At 72.1% G+C, this 19,197-nt stretch carries 17 protein-coding genes and 1 pseudogene; 8 read left to right on the top strand and 10 right to left on the bottom strand.

Annotated elements, in window-relative coordinates; genetic code table 11:
• Positions 1-97 precede the first annotated feature (97 nt).
• Entirely contained in the window at positions 98-460 is a 363-nt protein-coding gene (locus tag CG747_RS03600; RefSeq protein ID WP_100600132.1) for a 6-carboxytetrahydropterin synthase, read from the bottom strand.
• A gap of 471 nt (positions 461-931) precedes the next feature.
• Between CG747_RS03600 and CG747_RS03595 the strand changes: the two genes are divergently transcribed.
• Positions 932-2,368 (top strand): adenosylhomocysteinase, encoded by a 1,437-nt coding sequence (locus CG747_RS03595; protein WP_100600131.1) that lies wholly within the window; start codon positions 932-934, stop codon positions 2,366-2,368.
• A gap of 75 nt (positions 2,369-2,443) precedes the next feature.
• A complete protein-coding gene (locus CG747_RS03590) occupies positions 2,444-2,998 on the top strand; it encodes a cupin domain-containing protein (protein WP_100600130.1) in 555 nt (184 codons plus the stop codon).
• Positions 2,999-3,026: 28 nt separating this feature from the next.
• On the opposite strand, the gene CG747_RS03585 is transcribed toward CG747_RS03590, so the two are convergent.
• Both CG747_RS03585 and CG747_RS03580 read right to left on the bottom strand, forming a co-directional pair.
• Positions 3,027-4,331: a helix-turn-helix transcriptional regulator gene (locus tag CG747_RS03585; RefSeq protein ID WP_100600129.1), complete on the bottom strand. Its 1,305-nt coding sequence runs from the start codon at positions 4,329-4,331 to the stop codon at positions 3,027-3,029.
• Positions 4,332-5,116: 785 nt separating this feature from the next.
• Positions 5,117-6,364, bottom strand: a complete 1,248-nt coding sequence (locus CG747_RS03580) for an MFS transporter (RefSeq protein WP_100600128.1) — start codon at positions 6,362-6,364, stop codon at positions 5,117-5,119.
• Positions 6,365-6,483: 119 nt separating this feature from the next.
• Between CG747_RS03580 and CG747_RS03575 the strand changes: the two genes are divergently transcribed.
• Positions 6,484-7,494 carry a LacI family DNA-binding transcriptional regulator gene (locus CG747_RS03575; RefSeq protein WP_100600127.1) on the top strand — a complete coding sequence of 337 codons (1,011 nt, stop codon included), beginning with the start codon at positions 6,484-6,486 and terminating at the stop codon, positions 7,492-7,494.
• Between the two features lie 22 nt (positions 7,495-7,516).
• Here CG747_RS03575 and CG747_RS03570 read toward each other — a convergent pair whose 3' ends face one another.
• Together CG747_RS03570 and CG747_RS03565 are read right to left on the bottom strand one after the other, a co-directional pair.
• A complete protein-coding gene (locus CG747_RS03570; RefSeq protein ID WP_100600126.1) occupies positions 7,517-7,927 on the bottom strand; it encodes a VOC family protein in 411 nt (136 codons plus the stop codon).
• A 48-nt stretch (positions 7,928-7,975) separates the two neighbouring features.
• Positions 7,976-8,392, bottom strand: coding sequence for a helix-turn-helix domain-containing protein (locus CG747_RS03565; RefSeq protein WP_180985375.1), 417 nt, complete (start codon positions 8,390-8,392; stop codon positions 7,976-7,978).
• A 110-nt stretch (positions 8,393-8,502) separates the two neighbouring features.
• Between CG747_RS03565 and CG747_RS03560 the strand changes: the two genes are divergently transcribed.
• Positions 8,503-8,979, top strand: a complete 477-nt coding sequence (locus tag CG747_RS03560; protein WP_100600124.1) for a hypothetical protein — start codon at positions 8,503-8,505, stop codon at positions 8,977-8,979.
• A 208-nt stretch (positions 8,980-9,187) separates the two neighbouring features.
• Entirely contained in the window at positions 9,188-9,475 is a 288-nt protein-coding gene (locus tag CG747_RS03555; RefSeq protein ID WP_100600123.1) for a hypothetical protein, read from the top strand.
• A 30-nt stretch (positions 9,476-9,505) separates the two neighbouring features.
• Here the strand turns inward: CG747_RS03555 and CG747_RS03550 are convergent, their stop codons facing one another.
• Positions 9,506-10,786: a hypothetical protein gene (locus CG747_RS03550; protein ID WP_146022037.1), complete on the bottom strand. Its 1,281-nt coding sequence runs from the start codon at positions 10,784-10,786 to the stop codon at positions 9,506-9,508.
• Positions 10,787-11,050: 264 nt separating this feature from the next.
• Between CG747_RS03550 and CG747_RS03545 the strand changes: the two genes are divergently transcribed.
• Positions 11,051-11,665, top strand: a complete 615-nt coding sequence (locus tag CG747_RS03545) for a short chain dehydrogenase (RefSeq protein WP_100600121.1) — start codon at positions 11,051-11,053, stop codon at positions 11,663-11,665.
• Positions 11,666-11,712: 47 nt separating this feature from the next.
• Here the strand turns inward: CG747_RS03545 and CG747_RS03540 are convergent, their stop codons facing one another.
• From CG747_RS03540 to CG747_RS03530, 3 genes and pseudogenes are all read right to left on the bottom strand, one after another.
• On the bottom strand, positions 11,713-12,084 hold the full coding sequence (locus CG747_RS03540) for a hypothetical protein (protein WP_180985402.1): 372 nt from the start codon (positions 12,082-12,084) through the stop codon (positions 11,713-11,715).
• 142 nt (positions 12,085-12,226) lie between these two features.
• Positions 12,227-12,716, bottom strand: a pseudogene (locus CG747_RS03535) (SigE family RNA polymerase sigma factor); the annotation flags it as partial.
• 284 nt (positions 12,717-13,000) lie between these two features.
• The gene (locus tag CG747_RS03530) at positions 13,001-14,653 is read right to left on the bottom strand and encodes a sigma-70 family RNA polymerase sigma factor (RefSeq protein ID WP_100600119.1); all 1,653 of its coding nucleotides are present in this window, start codon (positions 14,651-14,653) and stop codon (positions 13,001-13,003) included.
• 439 nt (positions 14,654-15,092) lie between these two features.
• On the opposite strand from CG747_RS03530, the gene CG747_RS49110 reads away from it, so the two are divergent.
• Both CG747_RS49110 and CG747_RS03515 read left to right on the top strand, forming a co-directional pair.
• Positions 15,093-16,019, top strand: coding sequence for a CAP domain-containing protein (locus CG747_RS49110; protein ID WP_257980199.1), 927 nt, complete (start codon positions 15,093-15,095; stop codon positions 16,017-16,019).
• Between the two features lie 190 nt (positions 16,020-16,209).
• Positions 16,210-17,202 carry a hypothetical protein gene (locus CG747_RS03515; protein ID WP_100600117.1) on the top strand — a complete coding sequence of 331 codons (993 nt, stop codon included), beginning with the start codon at positions 16,210-16,212 and terminating at the stop codon, positions 17,200-17,202.
• Between the two features lie 121 nt (positions 17,203-17,323).
• Here CG747_RS03515 and CG747_RS03510 read toward each other — a convergent pair whose 3' ends face one another.
• Positions 17,324-18,961 (bottom strand): SUKH-4 family immunity protein, encoded by a 1,638-nt coding sequence (locus tag CG747_RS03510; protein WP_180985374.1) that lies wholly within the window; start codon positions 18,959-18,961, stop codon positions 17,324-17,326.
• Positions 18,962-19,197: the final 236 nt, after the last annotated feature.

Here is a 19,197-nt window from a genome sequence, read left to right as displayed (position 1 = left end):
GGCCCTCAAGTGGGGCCGAAGATCTCGTTGACCACGAGCTTCGGTTCCACCGCGGCACCACCTCCCTCCCGCTGTGCGGGCCGCACGGAGTCGGCCGTCACGGCCGGTACTCCGCCCACGTCTTGGCGGTCTCGGACACCCGCACCGCGGTCAGCTGCGGGTACTGCTCCAGCCACCGCTCGTACAGCCACCGCGCCAGGTTCTCGGCCGAGGGGTTGCGGTCCAGCACGTCGTTGAGATGGCGGTGGTCGACCTCGGCGTCCAGCCACTGGCTGAAGTGCTTGAGGTCGCCGTAGTCGCGGACGAAACCCGCCTTGTCCAGGCCGTCGTCCGGTGCCGAAAGCTCCAGTTCCACGATGTAGTTGTGGCCGTGCATCCGGCCGCAAGGGTGCCCGTCGGCCAGCTCGGACAGCCGGTGGCTGGCCGAGAAGTGGAACTCCTTGGTGATCCGAAAAGCCATGCAGACCTCCTGGTCGGGTAGGACCGCCCGCCGCGTCGCGTCGTGGCGGACCCACGGCGGGGTGCGCCGACCCCATGGTGTATTCGGCTCTCCGCGCACACATCACGGCCGGGACCGTGACCGCGGCCACGGCCTACCGAGAGGCCGCGGGCGCGGTACCGAATCAGCACCGTGCAGCGTGCCCCGGCGCCCGCCGCGGGAGGAAAACCCCAGGCATGGCCTGTCGCCCGTTGTCCGCGGCAAGGGACACCGGTCAACCACTGGCCACCGGCGCCGGTTTCACCGAAGCTCGATCCACCAAGGTGCCCGGCAGGCCGCAGCACGTCCGTCCCGGCTCCGGCACCGCCGCCGCGGCGGTCCCGGCCCCTTCCCCTGGCACCGCGCGCTGTCGCACACCGGCCCCGCGCGGCCGGTGTCCCGCGAAGACCGGCAGCGCTCCCGGACTCCCCCACACACACGACAGGACATCCAGTGACGAGCACAGACAGTGCCGACTTCCGCCTGGCCGACATTGCCCTCGCCACGGCCGGACGAACGGACATCACCCTGGCCGAGCACGAAATGACCGGTCTGATGGCGCTCCGCGCCCAGTACGCGGGCCAACGGCCCCTAGCCGGCGCCCGGATCAGCGGGTTCCTCCACCTGACGGTGCAGACCGCGGTGCTGATCGAGACACTGGTGGCCCTCGGCGCCGAGGTCCGCTGGGCCGGCTCCAACCGGCTCTCGACGCAGGACCACGCCGCCGCGGCCGTGGCCGCCGGCCCCCCTGGAGGCCGGCCCGTCCCGGTGTACGCGTGGAAGGACCAGAGCCTGGAGGACTTCTGGCAGTGCGCCCTGGAGGTCCTCTCGTGGCCGGACGGCGGCGGCCCCAACCTGCTGATGGACGACGGCGCCGGCCTCACACTGCTGCTGCACCACGGCGTGGAGTACGAGAAGACCGGCACCTGCCGGCTCGCCGAGGCGCCGTCGGACCCGGGCGACGCGGCGATGCTCGACGTGGTGCGGCGCGCGGTGGCGCGCGACTCCGCGTACTGGACCACCCTCGCGGCGAACGTGCGCGGGGCCAGCGAGCAGACCACCACGGGCACCGCCGTCCTGCGCCGGCTCGAAGAGTGCCGGGCCCTGATGTTCCCCGCGGTCAGCGTCAACGACTCGGTGACGAAGGCCAAGTTCGACAACCGCTACCAGTGCCGGCAGTCGGTGGTCGAGGCGCTCAAGGCGGCCACCGCCACCCAGATCGGCGGGAAACTGGCCGTGGTGTGCGGGTACGGCGACGTCGGCAAGGGGTGCGCCGACGCGCTGCGGGCCCAGCTCGCCCGCGTCGTCGTCACCGAGATCGATCCCATCTGCGCCTTCCAGGCCGCGATGGACGGCTTCCTGGTCGCCCCCCTCGACCAGGTCGTCGGCGAGGCGGACTTCGTCATCACCACGACGGGCTGCCCGGGCGTCGTCACCGCGGCGCACCTGGCACGGATGAAGCACCGGGCCATCGTGGGCAACATGGGGCACCTGGACTCGGAGATCGACGTCGAGGCCCTGGCCCGGGTCCCCGGTGTGCGCAAGGTGCCCGCCAGGCCGCAGGTCCACGAGTGGGTCTTCCCCGACGGCCATGCGGTGATCGTGCTGTCCGAGGGCCGGCTGATGAACCTCGGCAACGCGCCGGACCACCCCAGCTTCGTGATGTCGAGTTCGCTCTCCAACCAGGCGCTGGCACAGGTGGAGCTGCACACGAACATCGGCGCGTACGGGCCGGGCGTGCACCACCTGCCGAAGCTCCTCGACGAGAAGGTGGCGCGGCTGCACCTGGACACGCTCGGCGCCGAACTGACCCTGCTCACCGACGCGCAGGCGGCCCAGCTCGGCGTGGCCGTCGGCGGCCCCTACAAGCCCGAGAACTACCGCTACTGACCCCTGCCACCACCCCTACCGACCGCCCCGCCCGCCCCCGGCGGCAACCGCCGCATCACGAATGAGGTACGCAAGGTGTCGCACCCCGACATCGCGGTCACACAGCTGATCGCGCACTACGGCCTGGAACCGCTACCGCTGGAGGGAGGCTTCTTCCGCGCCACCTGGACCGCACCGGGCGAAGGGGACGGCCGGCCCGCGGGGGCCGCGATCATCGCGCTGGTCACCGCCGAGGGCGAGCAGTTCTCGGCGATGCACCGCCTGCCGGTGGACGAGTTGTGGCACTTCTACCTCGGCGATCCCATCGAGCTCCTCCTGCTCGACCCGGACGGCACGGACCGGTTGGTCGTCCTCGGCCCCGACGTGCTGGCGGGACAGCAGGTGCAACTGTGCATTCCCCGGGGGACCTGGATGGGCGGCCGGGTCTCCGAGGGCGGGCGGTGGTCCCTGTTCGGCTGCACCACGGCACCGGGTTTCGTCGCTTCCGACTACGAGGGCGGCGACGTCGAGGACCTGTGCGCGCGGTATCCGCAGGCCGCCGGACGGATCAGGGACCGCTGCCGGGCCGGCGTCCCGCTCCGGCACGAGAACGGCTCCGCCACCGTGCCGCCCCGCGGTCAACACCCCTGAGACGGGCCGCGGTTCCGGATCGCGCGGCTCAGTAGCTCAGCAGCTCGTAGCCCTGCCGGGCGCCGTGCCCCGCGTAGGCGAAGCGTTGCACGTCCCGCCCGGCGAGTTCGCGCGCAAAGCCCTTCACGGTTTTGGGAAAGTGGTACTCGTCGCGGGAGAGGCGCTGCAGCAGATGAATATCGGCCAAAGAATCGAGCACCTTCCGCGCCCACATCACATCGGTTCCGAGCAGTCGCCCCGCTTCGGACACGGTGACGGTGTCCCCCACCCCGGCCGCAAGCAGCCGAAAACCGCGGGCGGCCTCCGGCTGTAAATATCGGTAGGACCAGGAAAGCGCGGTGTACATGTTGCTGACGTCGTCGCCGGTGTTGTACAGGTATTTGAGCAACGAATCCGATCCGCAGCGTTCGCAGATATCCATGCCGCCGACCGACTCCCGGCGTTCCGCGGCAATACGCACGGTCAAGGGCAGGTAACGGCACACGCAATGCGCCTTACCCTTCGGCGGCAGCGGCGCACCACCGAGACGGGACAGCAGCTTGGTACATTCACTTTCGCTCAGATGCGGCACGGTGATGCGATAGGAGCCGTCCCGGGTGACCAGTCCGGTCAGGCGACTGCGACTGGTGACCACCGCCATGCACCGGGGGGAAGCCGGCAGAAGCGGGCGGACTTGTTCCGCGCTGGCGGCGTTGTCGAGGACGATCAGCAACCGCTGCCCGGTGAGCAGACTGCGGTAGCTGGCGGCCAGGTGAGGCAACTCCCGGGGCAATTCGTCCGGTACGGCGCCCAGCGCCGTCATGAAATTCCTGAGGACCTGATGACTGCTGACCGGCCGACCGCCGGGGCTGAATCCCTGGAGGTCGGCGAAGAGCACCCCGTCGGGAAAGTGGCTCCGCACCCGGTGCCCCCAGTGCACGACGGTGGCGGTCTTCCCCACGCCCGCCGCCCCTTCGACCACCGTGACCACGGCCTGCCCGTCGCCCTGCCGGTGCACCTCGGAGAGCATGGCGTTCAATTCGTCGAGCGCGCCCTCCCGGCCGGTGAAGTCGGAAATGCTCCGGGGCAGTTGAATGGGGCACATACGCCCGCTCTGCCGGCGCGGGGCCCGTACGAGCAGGGCCAGGAGACTTCCCTTTGCCTCCAGGGCTTCGTCGCACAGTCGCACCAGACCTTCGGCCGGCTGTTTCTTTCCCGTCTCCACTCGACTCAGGTGACTTCTGCTATAATTCACCAACCGGGCAAGATCCCCGAGGGACAAGCCACGCTCTTCGCGCAAGAGCCGCAACGATGAGCCGAACGAGACATTCGCAGAAATTACTCGCTTCGTCATCTGCTTTCTCCATGTTGCCGTGCGCCATGCGGCAACTTGGCTTTCGCGTGCGAGCTCGCCGACCCCTGTGTGAGGCACACAGAAAAATGCCCCGGCACCCGCTCCGCTTCGCAAAGCCCAAGCTTCCAGCAAAAGTCAGCCGTGCGGAACCAGTTCAGGCATGAGATTCACAAGGAGCCGAAGATTTCGGCTCATCCTCCCCCTCTGCGCGACGCCGCCCCGACGGCCCCCTGAACCGACCACCGGGTTGCCGCCGGGCACTTCTGAATAACTCTTTACGGCACCCATGGCCGTGTCATATTCATATTTGATCACACCTGTGCGCAGAGGAACATGGCGCGATCGGCGATTGTCCGGAACCAGCGGTTCTCTCTCATCGGGCGCCACCCGCACCCCCGACCGGGGCACGGCGACGGCCCCGCGTCGCCGCCCTTGCCGACGCGGCATCACATGACGTGCGGCGTCACCGTTTCCCCGTCCGCCCGTCGACGGAAGCACACCCACCGCACGACGCCGACGCCCGCACCCGCCCGGCACCGCGCCGACCGGGCAACGAGAAGGGAGCAGGCGACCCCCCTCGGATCGCCCGCTCCCCGTCCCACCGCACCGATCCCCCCTGCGCCGCCGCATCGGCCCACCGACACGTCCGGCACAGGGAACGGGCACCCGGCCAGCGGCCGGATTCCCCGGACGACCCCGGCGGCGAGCGGTACCCACCGGCCCGCCCCCACGACGGACGCGGCGCGCCAACCCACCGCCGGGGTCCTCGACTTCCCTTCGGAGCCTTATGCGTGAGAAGTGAAGTCGACCTCGGTTGCGACCTTCTCGTCACACCCGCTTTGGGGTGGTGCGACGGGCTTTGACACCGTGAAAAATCGGCCACAGACCACAAGTACGGCGAGTGCGGCCAGGCCACCGGCGCCCGAGACGGCGAAGCTCGCACCACTGGCTCCGTACTGCGCGGCGCTGCCGGCGACGGCCGTGCCGATCGCCACACCGACGCCCAGGGCGGTCACCAACCAGGAGAACGCCTCCGTCACCGTCCCGGCCGGCGCGGCCCGGTCCACCACCACGAAGCCGCAGGCCAGCACCGGTGCGAAGAACATGCCGGAGATCAGCGCGAGCAGGATCATCCACGGGAGGCCGGGCGTGAGCATCAACGGCAGGTAGCACAGGGCCAGTCCGGCGGTCAGCGGGCGCAGCCGCTGCTCGGGGGTGCCGGGCCAGGACCGGGAGCCGTAGACCAGACCGCCCGCGAGCGCGCCGAAGGAGTTCGCCGCCAACAGGCACGCCGGGATCAGCCCGGAGCCGTGCTCGTCACCGTAGGCGACCGCGGAGATCGACAGGCCGCCCAGCGACACCCCGACGAAGAGGATCGTGCCGAGCAGGGCCAGCAGCCGGGAGGAGCGGAGCGCGCCGAGCCAGTGCGCGGCGCGGGCGGTGGCCCGCCAGCTCCGGGAGGGGCCGGCGGTGATGACGACCAGCGTCCCGATCACGCCGACGGTGCCGGTGACGATGAGGGCGGCCCGCTCGGAACCCGTCGCGATCAGGAACGTCACCAGCAGGGGCCCCAGCGCGAAGAGGATCTGCTGGGCCGCGGCGTCGAGGGCGTAGGCGGCCTGCACCCGCTCCTCGCTCTTGAGGAGGCCCGGCCACAGGGCGCGCATCCCGCCTTCCAGCGGCGGTGCGGCCAGGCCCGCCAGGGCGACCGCGGCGACGGCGACGGGCAGCGGCTCGCTCCCCACCACCGCGAGCAGCACGAAGCCCGCGCCGGAGAAGAGTGCGCCGAGGGCCATCACCCAGGTCTGGCCGCGCCGGTCGACGGCCCGCCCCAGCAGGGGCTGCCCCACGGCGACCGTGGCGCCGAAGAGCGCGGCGAGACTGCCGGAGACGCCGTACCCGGCGCCCTCCGAGCGGAGGAACGTCATGATCCCCAGGGCCGCCATGCCGTGCGGCAGCCGCCCCAGGAGTGTGCCGCCGAGTAATCGTGCGGTGTGCGGGGTACGCAGCAGGCTCCCGTAGCCGTTCCCCATGTCCCTTCCTCTCGCCGACAGGAGGCCCTGCGGCAGTAGTACGTATAACTTCCTTGGGATGTCTACCATGTTGGGAGCGAGCGGTCCACTCGCTCCACCCCCGAGAAAGGATTTCCTCCGTGGCCGACAAGGCGCGCCCCACTTCCCGCGACGTGGCCCGGGAGGCGGGCGTCTCCCAGGCGACGGTCTCCCTCGTCTTCGGTGAGAAGTGGCACGGGCGGGTCTCGGAGCGGATCGCCACGGCGGTCCGGGATGCCGCGAACACGCTGGGATATCGGCCGAATCTCGCGGCCCGGAACCTGCGGACGGGACGGACCAGGACCGTGATGCTGATCGTCCCGGCCCTCACCAACGAGTACTACGCCCGCCTGTACACCGGTGCCGCGCAGGTGGCGGCCCAGCACGGCCTCGGGGTCGTGCTGTACCCGTCCCCGTCGGACGGCCGCCCCGCGCGCAACCCCTTCGTCTCGGCACGGGCCAGCCTCGACGGGGTGCTCGCCTCGTCGATGGCCTCGGACGTGCTCTCCGCCTTCGACGGCGACGGGCTCCCGCTGGTGATGCTCGACAGCGATCCCGCCAACTCCCGGGCCGCCACCACCGTCAACCTCGACGTGGTGGACGGCATGCGCCAGGTGGCCACGCACCTGCTGGCCCTCGGCCACCGCCGGATCGCGCACATCGCGGCCGAGGTGGACTCCTGGACGTTCGCCGTCCGGTCACGGGCGCTGGCCGCGGCGCTGGACGGCACCGGGGCGGAGCTCCGCACCGTGCACGCGGCACTCACCATGGACGCCGGACGGCGCGCCGCGGAGACCGTGCTGCACGACTCCGGGCGCCGTCCCACCGCGTTGCTGTGCGACTTCGACTTCCTCGCCGTCGGGGCGTTGAAGGCCGCCCGCCGGCTCGGCCTCCGCGTGCCGGAGGACGTCTCGGTGACCGGCTTCGACGACCTCACCATCGCCTCGGCGGTGGAACCCGAGCTGACCACGGTGCGCCTGCCCGCCAAGGAGGTCGGGAAGCAGGGCATGACCGCCCTCGTCTCCGTGCTCGCCGACGAGCGGCCCGGAAACCCGGCCGACATCCCGGTCTCCCTGGTGGTGCGCGGCTCCACGGCGCCGCCGCCGGCGTAGGGCGTGTCCGCCCGGTCGGCCGTCAGGCCCTGGGCTGGGTGAAGCGGATGCGGTTGCCGAAGGGGTCGCGGAGTCCGCAGTCGGTGCCGTACGGGCGGTCGGTGGGCTCCTCGGTGAACTCCACTCCCCGGCTCAGCAGCGTCTCGTACGTCTTGCGGCAGTCGTCGGTGGTGAAGATGAGCCAGCCGCCCATCGCCCCCTTGGTCACCAACTCCCGTACCTGCCGGGCCGTCTCCTCGGACATCGCGGGCGCGCCCGGCTTCTCCAGCAGGATCTGGCGCTCCGGGTGGCCGGGGACGCTGACGGTCAGCCAGCGCATGAAGCCCAATTGGACGTCGGCGGCGACCTCAAGACCGAGCTTGCCGACGTAGAAGTCGAGGGCCTCGTCCTGGTCCAGGACGTATATCTGCGATTGCGTGATGGCGTTGAACATGTGCACCACGCTACTGAGCGGACTGGCCGAAAACTTATCCAAAACTGCTCAGTCGGCGGGCGGCGCGGGCGGTTCGGCGCTCGGCCGCATCCACGCCATCGTGAAGCAGGTCGGCACGCGGGCGGCCGCGGCTTCCTTGCGGTACGCCCGCGGGGACCGCCCGACGACATCGCGGAAGGTGCGGCTGAACGTCCCCGGACTGCCGAAGCCGACCTCGAAGCAGATGTCCGTCACGCTGCGGTCCGTCTCCCGCAGCAGGAACATCGCCCGTTCGACGCGGCGGCGTTGCAGGTACCGGTGCGGGGTCTCGCCGAACGTGGCCCGGAAGGTGCGGGTGAAGTGCGCCTCGGATACGTGGGCGATCCGGGCCAGGGCGGGGACGTCCAGCGGCTGCGCGTAGGCGCGGTCCATGACGTCCCGGGCCCGCAGCATCCGGCGGTTGCTCTCTTCGACAGCGCGGCTCACGGCCCCATCACACCACGTCACACCGCCCCCGCCCAGAGGAAAGAGCTGGTCAGAGCCGCGGACCGCACCGGCCGCAGCGGGATCGTCCCGAAGGGCGACGCCATGGGACGATGATCGCCATGTCGGGTCAGGTCTGGGTGTCACTCATATCGTTGGGCGGCGTTGCCCTGGGCGGCGTGCTGTCCTACCTCGTCCAGCACAGGACCCAGCGGTCCGCGGAACGTGTGGAACAGCAACGGCAGCAGATCACCCTGTCGGAAACCCGGCGCGCGGAACGGCTGGCGCTGCTGGAGCGGTTCATCGAGGTGTCGGCGGAGGCGGAACGCTGCGCGTACACCCGGCCTTCCGAGTGGGAGGACACCGACCCCTGGTACCTCACGACCCGGGACGTGATGTACCGCTTCTGGGTCGCGGACCGGCTGATCCGCATCCAGTTCCCGCCACCCGTGCCCGACGCGGCACACGCGCACTTCCTCGACCTCAACCGGACCGTGTGGGAGGGCCTGCCCGACGGCGAGAACGTGCGGGACTACCTGGAGGGCAACCGGTCGGCGTTCCTCGACACGGCCCGTGCGGTGATGGGGTAGCCCACCGCGGAGCTCCGAAGATCTTTTACGGGGCGGCCGCTGAGTACGGGTACTCAGGCCGAAGCGCCGTGCGGTCTCGACAATGGGTCCGGACGCGCCGCACGGCACGGCTACGAGGGGGTGAGCGGTATGGCGGACATCGGCTTCGGGGGGGCCGCCCCGGACCCGTCCGGGCGGCGAACGGGACTGGCCGTGGATCGTGTTGGGGATGGTGCAGCTGCTGGCCGCCGCTCCGATGCTGGTGATGATGGTGGGCGGCGGTGTGATGGCCGGCCTCATGGGGCTCGCCGGCGGCGGAGCGCCGGGTCAGGTGCTCCTGTTGGCCGTGCTGCTGGCCGCGGGCCCGGTGCTGGGCCTGGCGGTGCCCCTGCTGATGCTGCTGTCGCCCGCGGTGCGCCGGGTGAACCGGGCCGCGCTCTTCGCGCTGCACTGCTGCGGTCTGCTGTCCGGGACGGCGATCGGGTACTTCGGTTGGGTCGCCCCGGCGATGCGCTGAACCGCGCGGCCGCGGAGCGGTCCCGGCCGGTCAGCCCGCCCGCCAGGCGAGCACTGCTTCCGCGTTCTTCCACGGCCCCGTCAGCTCCGTCGCGCCGCCCGAGGCCAGGTCGAGCACGCCGACCCGGCCGTCCCGCGTCGCGTAGGCGACGGTGTGCGCACCAGATGCCGGATTCGCCGCGACGTGGCCGCCGTCGGGGCGGGAGACCGCCGCGCCCGCCCCGATCGCGAGCGGCAGGGTGCGCTGCTTCACCGTGGCACCGCTCGTACCGTCGACGGTCGTGACGAGGTAGTCGTACGTCCCGTCGTCCTGCGACTTGGGTGCCGCCGTGACCAGTTGGCAGCTGCCCGGAGTGAAGTACCAGACGGAACCCTTGGCGCCGATCCCGGTCGCGGTGAGGTCCCGGGCGGCCAGGGTCGGGTTGTCGGCGTAGGTGCGCTGGGCGAGGGAGTCGATGGCCATGATGAGGGGTCTGCCGGGCCCCCGGCCCGAGTTGGCGACCGGTGAGGGGGTGGCGGCGAGGGACTGCTCGGGGTGGTAGTCGAGCAGCACCCGCCGGTCACAGGCGTCGGAGGCGGTCCAGCGGGCCAGTACGTCGGTCAGGACGGGCCCCGTGGTGCCGACGCGGGCGAGGGTGGTCGTGTCGGCCTCGGCGGCACCGATGCTCTGCGCGGTGTCGTGTCCGAGCCGGTCGAAGGCGAGCTGTTCGGTGCCGAGCCAGCGTGCGCAGGTCATCTGCGAGGTGGCGGACGCGTCGTGGTAGCTGGGCGCGGACGCGAGGTTGCGCAGGTCCCGCTGCCCCTCGCGCCACCGCGACACCGGCCGTCCCGCGACCAGGGCGCCCTTCCCGGCGGTGTCGAACACGAACACCCCGCGCTGGACCGTGAAGGCGACGTGCTTCCCGTCGGACGACCACGTCGAGCACTGCGCATCGTCCGGCATGCCGGACTCGGTCACCGCGTCCGGGGCGGAACCCGCGGTGCTGCGTCCCGCGTGCGCCGCGCCGGTGCGCAGGTCCATGACGTACATGGTGCCGTCCGACACGTAGGCCAGGTGGCCGCCGTCGGGGGAAAGAGAGACCGAGGCGAGCGGAAGTTGTCGGGGCTTCCCGCTGAGCAGGGGCTTCGCGGAACCGTCGGTCACCCGCCAGACCTTGGCCGAGCCGTCGTCGGCCCTCCCGGCCACGTAGACGGTACCGGTCGCCTTCGGGGCGGCGAGGTCGGGCGGCTGGGGGCCTGCGGAGCAGGCACCCACGACGAGCAGCGCCAGCGCCGTGGAGGCGACGCGTACGCAGCGGGCGATGTGCATCACGAAGGTCGGCTCCGATCGAGTTCTGCACAGTACGTGCACGTGCGCGTCACATCCAACGGGACTATAACGGGCGGTAGTTGCCCCGAACAGCGGATTGCCGCCCGCCCCGGGCGCACTCTCCCGACCGGCCCGAGCGGGGCCGGACCACCGAAGCGCTCACGCCCGCCGCCAGGAAGCATTCCGCGCCGCCCCGTGTTGGCCCTCCTGGACGAACGTCCCCGCACCGCCCGCCACTTCCGCCTCGACTGATCGTGAGCCCGTCCCATGCGCATCGTCATCATCGGCGCCACCGGCACCATCGGTTCGGCCCTCGCCGGCGCCCTGGAAGCACGTCCGGGGCACGAGGTGATCCGTGCCTCCCGGAGCGGCCCCGTCAAGGTCGACCTGGCGGATCCCGACTCGATCGACGCCCTGTTCGCCACGCTCGGCCCCGTCGACGCCGTGGTCGCCGTCGCGGCGAGCGGCACCATCGCCCGCGTCGACACCTCCTCCGACGCCGACTACTTCACCGGCCTCGACGCCAAACTGCTCGGCCAGATCCACCTCACCCGCTGCGCCGCCCGCCACCTCGCCGACGGCGGCTCGCTCACCCTGACCGGCGGGATCTCGCAGTTCACCGAGCCCGGCCTGACCTTCGCAGCCGTGGTCAACGCGGGCCTCGACGGATTCGTCCCGGCCGCGGCCCAGGAGATGCCCCGCGGCATCCGGCTCAACGCCGTCAGCCCCGGCTGGATTTCGGAGACCTTGCAGGCCATGGGGCGGGACGGCGCGGCGGGCACCCCCGTCGCCGAAGTCGTCCGCGCCTACGTCGGACTGATCGAAGGCACCGACCGCGGCCGCGTCGTCGAACCGGGCACGCCCGCCGCCCGCCAGGGCTGAACCCTCGGGGCGGTCCGCCGGGACAGGGCGGGCCCGCCCCGGGAACCTCAGGAGCCCGGCCACCACTTCGGGTCGAGGGCGATCTTCCGCATCTGCTCCACCGTCAGCGCGGGGGCCGTGCGGGTCGCGGCGCTCTGCTGGGTCTCGGCGTTGAAGGCGCTGACGACCACGCGCCTGCCGTCGGTCCGCATGGTGTCCACCGTCCACATCACGACGCCGTCGCCGCCCTTCTCGCCGGGGCCCTGGTGGACGGCGATGCGGGTGCCGTCGGCGAGGGTCTGCGCGCCGGAGCCGAAGAGGTCACCGGCGACGTCCCGCATGTCGGGCTGGACGTTGACCTGGACGAGGCTGCGGCCCCTGCCGTCGTCGACGACGGCGTAGCCGAAGGAGGTGTCGCCGTCGCCGCTCTTCTTCACCACCCTGAGGTCCTCGGGGAGCAGGCCGGAGAGGGTGCCGGCGACCGGGGCGCCCGCGCCGCCCCCGGGAGCGTCGGGCTGCTCCGCAGGCTTCCGGGGGCCGTCCGGAATGGCGCCGGCGATCCTCGGCCATTCCGGCGCCGTCGAGGTCCTCGCCCAGCAGTTCCCGGAGCCGTCCGAGCGCGCGCACGCACCCGGGTGCGTACGGCGGCCGAACTGGCGTCGAGGACGTCGGCGGTCTCTGCGATGGACCGGTCCTCCCAGTAGCGCAGGACGACCACGGCCCGGTCCTTGGGCGGCAGTTGGCCGAGCGCGCCCATGAGGGTGAGTCGCAGGGCCGTGTCCCCGCCCGCCGGGTCGGCGCGTTCGGGCAGCACGTCCGTGGCGCGTTCGGTGCTGCTGCGGCGTCGCTGGTGGGCGAGGAAGGTCCGGGTGAGGACGGTCTGCGCATACGCGGCGGGATTCTCGACCTGCCTGACCCGCCCCCAACGGACGTACAACCGTCCGAGCGTCTCCTGCACCAGGTCCTCCGCGAGGTGTGTGTCGCCCGCGGTGAGCAGACACGCGGCCCGGTACAGGTGCCCGGCCCGCGCCGCCGCGAACTCCGCGCACTCCTCGGCGCGGCCCTGTCTCATCTGCTCCCCCTGCCCCGGCGTCCCGGTATGCGTGCTTGTGCGCGCTTGTACGTGCGTGTGCGTATGTGTGCGCTGCTTTCCTCACTTCTCTGATGCGGTGGGAGGGGGGAAATGTTTCACGGGGTGCGCAAGAAAAATCCTCGGCGGTGGTGAGGTCCCGCAGATCGGCGACGGCAGCACCGTCCGCCCACCCGCCCGGGCGGGCTCCGCCGGCCCCCGCTCGCCGCGTGCCTCTGCCTCTGCCTCTTCCTCTTCCTCTTGCTCTGTCTCCCGGTACGGACTGCTCAGCGAGGTGCCGCGAGGTCCTGGGTCCACCACGGGCCGCCGGCGCCGTGGACGACGCCGATGCCTACCGCGGTGAACCGGCAGTCGAGCAGGTTGTCGCGGTGCGGGGTGTCGCCCATCCAGTCGCCCACCACCGCGGCGGCGCCCTCCGGGCCGCGGTCGAGATTCTCGCCCCAGCTGCTCCACTCGTATCCGGCGGCGGTGATCCGCGCGTCGGGGCCGACGCCCTCCGGCGAGACGTGCTCGTAGTAGTCGCGGGCCGCCATGTCGGCGGAGTGCCGTTGCGCCGCCGCGTGCAGTCTCCGGTCGATGCGGAGCGGACCGCAGCCGGCCTGCGCACGGTTGCGGTTGATGAGCGCGGTGGCCTGCTCCTCCAGGTCGGGCGGGGTGGCCGTGGGGGACGGCGGTGCCGGCGGGGCGGGGGTCGGAGTGGCGGCGGGGGTGCGCGTCGAGGTGGGTGTGGGCGTCGGGGTGGGCGTGGGATTGGGTGTGGGGGCGGCCACGGTTCTTACTGCCGTGGGCTCGGCCTTGGGCTCGGTGGCGTGCTTCTCCCGGGACGCCCCGGGACGCCACAACAAGGCGACGATGACCGCGAGCGCCACGGCGCCCGCGACGGCCGTCGCCTTGGCCGCCCGGTGCGGGCGAGGCGGTCGCCCCGGCGCGTGGTGTCCCACGTGGTCGGGCGACGCCACGCCGCTCGACGCCCCGTCGCTCTGCACCGGGCCGCCCGACGCTCCCTCACTCTGCGCCGCGCCGCCCGACGCGGGGGCCGTCGGGGCAGTGGGGGCGGTGGGAGCGGTTGGGGCAGTGGGAGCAGTGGGGGCAGTAGGAGCAGTAGGGAAGGTGGCGGCGAAGGACGCGGTGGGAGCGTGCAGGCCGGCGGGCGGGGTGAGGTGTGCGGGGAGCGGCAGCATGGCGAGGCCGGCAAGCAGTCCCTCGGCGGGCAGCAGGTCCTTCCAGTGCCCGGAGCAGGTCGTGCAGTTGCGCGCATGGCGGGCTATCCGCTTGCGCCACAGCGGCGCGGGGTTGTTGTCCCAGGCGGCGGTCACCTGGGCGAGTTCGGCGCACGGCGGATTCCCGGCGAGGGCGCGGACGACGACGCGCCCGGTCTCCAACTGCTCCTTCATCCGCTGCACCCGGACCGCGGCGTGACGCGTCCCGCAGTCCATCGCGGCGGCGAGCTCCGGCCGGCTGATCTCGCCGGCCGCCTCCAGCCACCACAGCGACAGCAGTGCGCGGTCCCCCTCGTCCAGCCAGCGGGTGGCCTCGGCCACCTCACGGCGCTGGCCGGACAACCCCAGGCGCAGGATGGTCAGGTCGACGAAGTCGGCGGAGCGGTCGGGCTGTTCCACCGTCTGGTCCAGGCCGACGACGGGGGCCCGGTGGGCGACGGTCCAGCGGCGCCGTACCTGATTCATGGCGATCGCCACCAACCAGGAACGGAAGGACGCCGGCTCCCGCAACTCCCCCAACGACTCCAGGACGCGCACCATGGTCTCCTGCACCACGTCGTCGACGTCCGCATGGCCGTCCAGCGCGCGGCCGACGACGTTGTAGATCAGGGGTAGGTACGCGGAGAGGAGTTGCTCCCGGGCAACGTCGTCTCCCGCCCTGGCCGCCTCGACGGTCGCCGTACCGTTTTCCCACTTCACGCCTGTTCGGTCCTGTTCATCCGCGTACACCTTTCTGGCCCCCGTGCTCAGGTGACCCGTCCGGCGCACGGCGATAACAGAAAAACCTACGTCGAAGGCGAACGTCGTCTCCGCACGGGCCCCCGCCCGCTCCCCCGGCAGGCGTGCCTGGCATGCCCAGCGTGACCGGCATGCCCGGTGCGACTTGCGTGACCGGAGTGCCCGGAGCGACCGGCATGACCGGCGTGTGGTGAGCCCGGCGTGCCCGGCAGACCGGGGCGACGGCCTCCGCGGCGGACCCGGCAAAAAAATTCACGGCACTTTCCGTTATCCGGTACCGCGCCGGGGGTCTCCCCAGTGCGGACCGTCCACCAGGCGGCCCGTACCCGCCCACTGCCCCCCAGGCCACCGGCACGCCGCACAGCACACGCTCCCACCATCGGAATCGGAAACGGCACCCATGAACCACAACGAAACCCCCCGCCCCACCCCCCACGACGAGACGCCGACCCGCACCGGCCGCCACGCCAGCACACCCGCCGCACACCGGCGGCACGCCGCACCCCACCCGGCCCGCCGGCCCGGGGCCAACGCCGGGAGCCACCGCGCCGAGACCGCCCGCCCCGGGGCGCGGACCGTGCTGCTGGCCGCGGCGGCCGTCCTCACCGTGAGCGGCACCTGCCTGGTGCTGATACGCGCCGGCTCGGGGGCCGACCAGACACTCGCGGCCGACCAGACCGCCTCGGCAGCCACCGCGGCCACCTCCGTCCCCCCGGTATCGAGCAGCGCCTCGCACTCTCCCCGCCGCCACAAGCCCACGGCCACCCCCACCCCCACCAGTTCCGAACAGCACGACGAGCAGCACCCGACGACCCCGGCGGCCACCCCCGAAAGCCACGCGCAACCGACCCACCGCACCACACCGCACCCGGCCCGCGGTGGCTCCGGAACGGGCGGCGGCACCACGACCCCGACCAGGGCGCTGGGCGCGACCGGCACCGCCGCGGCGTTCGCCCAGCGGGTCGTCGACCTGGTCAACGCCCAGCGGGCCCAGCACGGTTGTGGCCCGCTGACCGTCGACCCCCACATACAGGCCGCGGCCCAGGCACACTCCGACGACATGGCCGCCCGGAACTACTACGCCCACGACACCCCCGAGGGCGTCGACCCGGGAACCCGCATGACCCGTGCCGGATTCTCCTGGCAGAGCTGGGGCGAGAACATCTTCAAGAGCCCCAAGGACCCGGCCACGGCACTGGACGGCTGGATGAACAGCCCCGGACACCGCGCCAACATCCTCAACTGCTCCTACAAGTCCACCGGCGTAGGCGTCAACCTCAACCCCAACGGACCTTGGTGGACCCAGGACTTCGCCACTCACTCCTGACCCGGGCACCAGTCGTCACCGGCCAGCGGGCGGGGGCGTGACAATCGGTCAGGTGCGTGCGCTCGGGCAGCGGTACCGCCCAACCCGGCGGCACCGCTGCCCGAGCGCTCCGCTGCGCCCGCCGGCCGCCTGTCCTGGCCGGTCGCGGCCCTACGGCTCGCCGCGCCGGGGCCGCCGATAGGCTCGTGTGATGACCATCAGCGCCCTGGAGGAGCTCTCCCACGCCTGGGACGAGATCCGCGCAGACTTCGACTCCCTCTCCGTCGACGCGTACGACCAAAAGGTCCTCGACTGTGCCGCGAGGCTCGCCGCCGACCCGGGTGGGGAGTCGGCCTATGCCTGGACGCTCGGTCTGGTGCTGATGGCTCCCTACCTCGCCTGGGCGATCGACGACACCGGCAAACCCGAAGCGGGAGCGGCGCTGCGGGCCACCGACGGCGCGCTGCGCGACCGCCCCTGCCGCCACGACCAGCACCCCTACCTGGACCACGAGGAGGAAGCCGACCTGGACCTCCCCGACCAGCTCCGCGGTCTGGCCGATCCGGACGCGGGCTGGGAGGAGAACCACTCCCGGGAAGAATGGCTCTGCCCGCGCAACGTCGCCGGCTTCGCCCGCATCGCCCTGGACATCATCGAACCCGGCTCCGCCGAGGACATCCCGCCCCGGCTGCCGACCGGCACCCGGATCACCATCGACACCCTCGCCGCGGTGCTCCACGGCTACCCCGAGCCGGGCACGGACCTCTCCTACGTGCTGTCCTCCCCCGCGCTGGACCTCTCCCTCGCCGACCCGCAGGACCGCCCCGGCCACCTGCTGACCGTGTGCGCCGTCACCGGTTACGCCGCCTCCGACATGTTCGAGGAGACGTCCGTACTCGACGAGCTCATCGCCGCCGTGGAGCAGACGCTCCCCCACTACGCGCAGGCGGCGTGCGCCCACGACGAGCACGCCGCCCCGCCCCACTGGGCCCCGGACCTCGCCGAACTCGGCACCGTCCTCTCCTCGCCCGGCGGTCGCGCCCGCTACGAGCTCGACCACCGCCCGGCCCGGGACGCTCCCCTGGCCCACCTGCTGTGCCCGGCCTTCCTCACGTCCCTTGCCGAGGAATCCCTGAGCGCCCTCCGAGCACGACGCACACAGCTCACGCACGGCCGCACGACATCGGCCTCGGACGCACCCTGACCCTCGAAGCACACCGACGACGGGACAGGGCCCTCACCACTGCGCAACGGGCGCCGCAACGCGCTTCGTCAGCAGAGCGGGCCCAGTCACCGCCGCCCTGCCGCGGCGGCATCGGCCCCCCTCACATCCCCGCCGCGAGGTCGCTCAGCGCATCGGTCCAGTGCTCGGCGCCGTGCGGCGAGAAGGCGGCCTCGTCCACGGCGCGGAGGCGTTGTTCCAGGCGCTCGGTGCGGGCTTCCCTGGCCTCGCCGCCGTACTCCGGTTCCTGCTGCAGGGCGGCCAGCGCGAACTCGTAGGTGAAGAGGAGGAAGGTGGCGAGGCTGCTGTTGAGCGGTTGTGCCGCCGTGTAGTCGGTCTCCGCACCGATGATCTCCACCGCCCCGGAGGGGCTCAGCACCAGGTCGTCGTCATGCCATGTCCCCAACCAGTGGTAGCCGTCCAGCCCTTCGGGGAGCTGCGGGGCGTGCGGGCCGTCAGGGTCCACCGGGCCGACGCCGACCTGTTCCAACGGGGCCGGGCCGTCCGTGGCCAGGTCCTGGTCCAGGGACAGCCCGGGAAAGGGCGAGAGCGGAAGGCCGATGCCGCACCACGCTGCGTGGTCCGGCGCGACAAGGTCGGCGCTCACCGGGCCGCCTGCGAGGACGAGGACCTGGTCGGCCCCCCAGAGGTCGACGAGGTCGGCGTGCGACGGCCGGCCGACCGCGTCGTGCCCGGCCTCCGCCCCGTGTGCTTCGGGTGCGGGAAAGCCGGTCGGATCGAGTTCGGCGCGTTCCCCCGCGCCGGATGCCAGCCGTTCGGTGTCGAGTCGGAGAACGAGCGGCCCGACGGAGGTGCCGAGCAGGAGCAGCCCGTCACCGGTGAGGTGGGCGGTGCGTGTCCACGCACTCACCCGAAGGTCGAGCGGTGCCTGGCCGCTGTCCGTACGCAGCAGCTGCACACCGTCGCCGTAGGCGCAGGCCACAAGGGGAATCCGCGTGCCGCCCGTCTCCAGGCAGGCAGCACTGAGGCGCAGCGGACTGCCGGGAGACGTCCATGCCCGGCCGAGGGGCTCGCCGGTGCGCGGGTCCCAGGCACGTAGCCGGGACTTGGAGTCCGCGGTGAGTACCGTGTCTGGCGCGCCTGCCGTTCCGCCCGCCCACATCATGCGCGTGATGTCGGTGTCCGAGGCGGTCCAACGTGCGGCGAGCCGACCGGTTTCCGCCTCGTAGACGGACACCCGTGCCCCCTCGCTCACCGCCGCGTGCACCGTGCCGGCGAGGACGCCTGCGCAGAGGCAGTCCGGGCTCCGCAGTTCCGGCAACGGCAGCTCGGCGAGGCACGTCCGGTCCACGGCGTCCCAGACCTTGATCCCGTCGAAGGAGTGGACGCTCACGATCCGGGGTTCGGCCGAGCCGGTCACGGTGCCGACGAGCCTGGCGTCCGTGGACACCTCCCGCGGGTAGGAACGGCGGACGCGGTTCAGGGGCTCGACGACGTCCCGCTTTCCCACTCCGACAAGCGAGGTGGGGCCGGCGGTCAGGGCGAAGGTGCGCTGCTCGGCGTCACAGATCACGGGGCGTGCCAGCCGCTCCCCCGTGGCGGCGTCCAGGACCGTCAGTCGGTGCGGTGTGGTGAAGCTGATGCTCGCGTATGCCGTGCTGCCGTTCCACGGGGCGGTGTGTGCGGCGCTCACGGGGCCCGGCCAGCCGGTCCACGCATGCGGCGGGGCGTCGTCGGCGGGCCGCAGACGGGCCCAGAGGGGGGTGAACGGCGGGGTCATGCTGCCTCCAAGCCGGTTCTCGTGGTGGGCGCGGACCAGTGGCCGGGGACATGCGGGGGCGGTACCGCCGCCCGCGATCATAGGCAGCCGGCCGGGGCCGAACGCCAGTCAGGGGCTCGGCGCTTGGGATGACCGGGCGTCAGCGCGACGGGCCGCTACTCCGCCGTGCCGGACGGATCGGTCTCGAATGCCAGGAGGGTCAGCCCGCCGGCTTGGAGGACGGCGTTCCATTCGTC

The organism is Streptomyces sp. CB02959, assembly GCF_002803155.1.
GTDB lineage: Bacteria > Actinomycetota > Actinomycetes > Streptomycetales > Streptomycetaceae > Streptomyces.
This window is presented reverse-complemented; position numbering and strand designations above follow the sequence as displayed.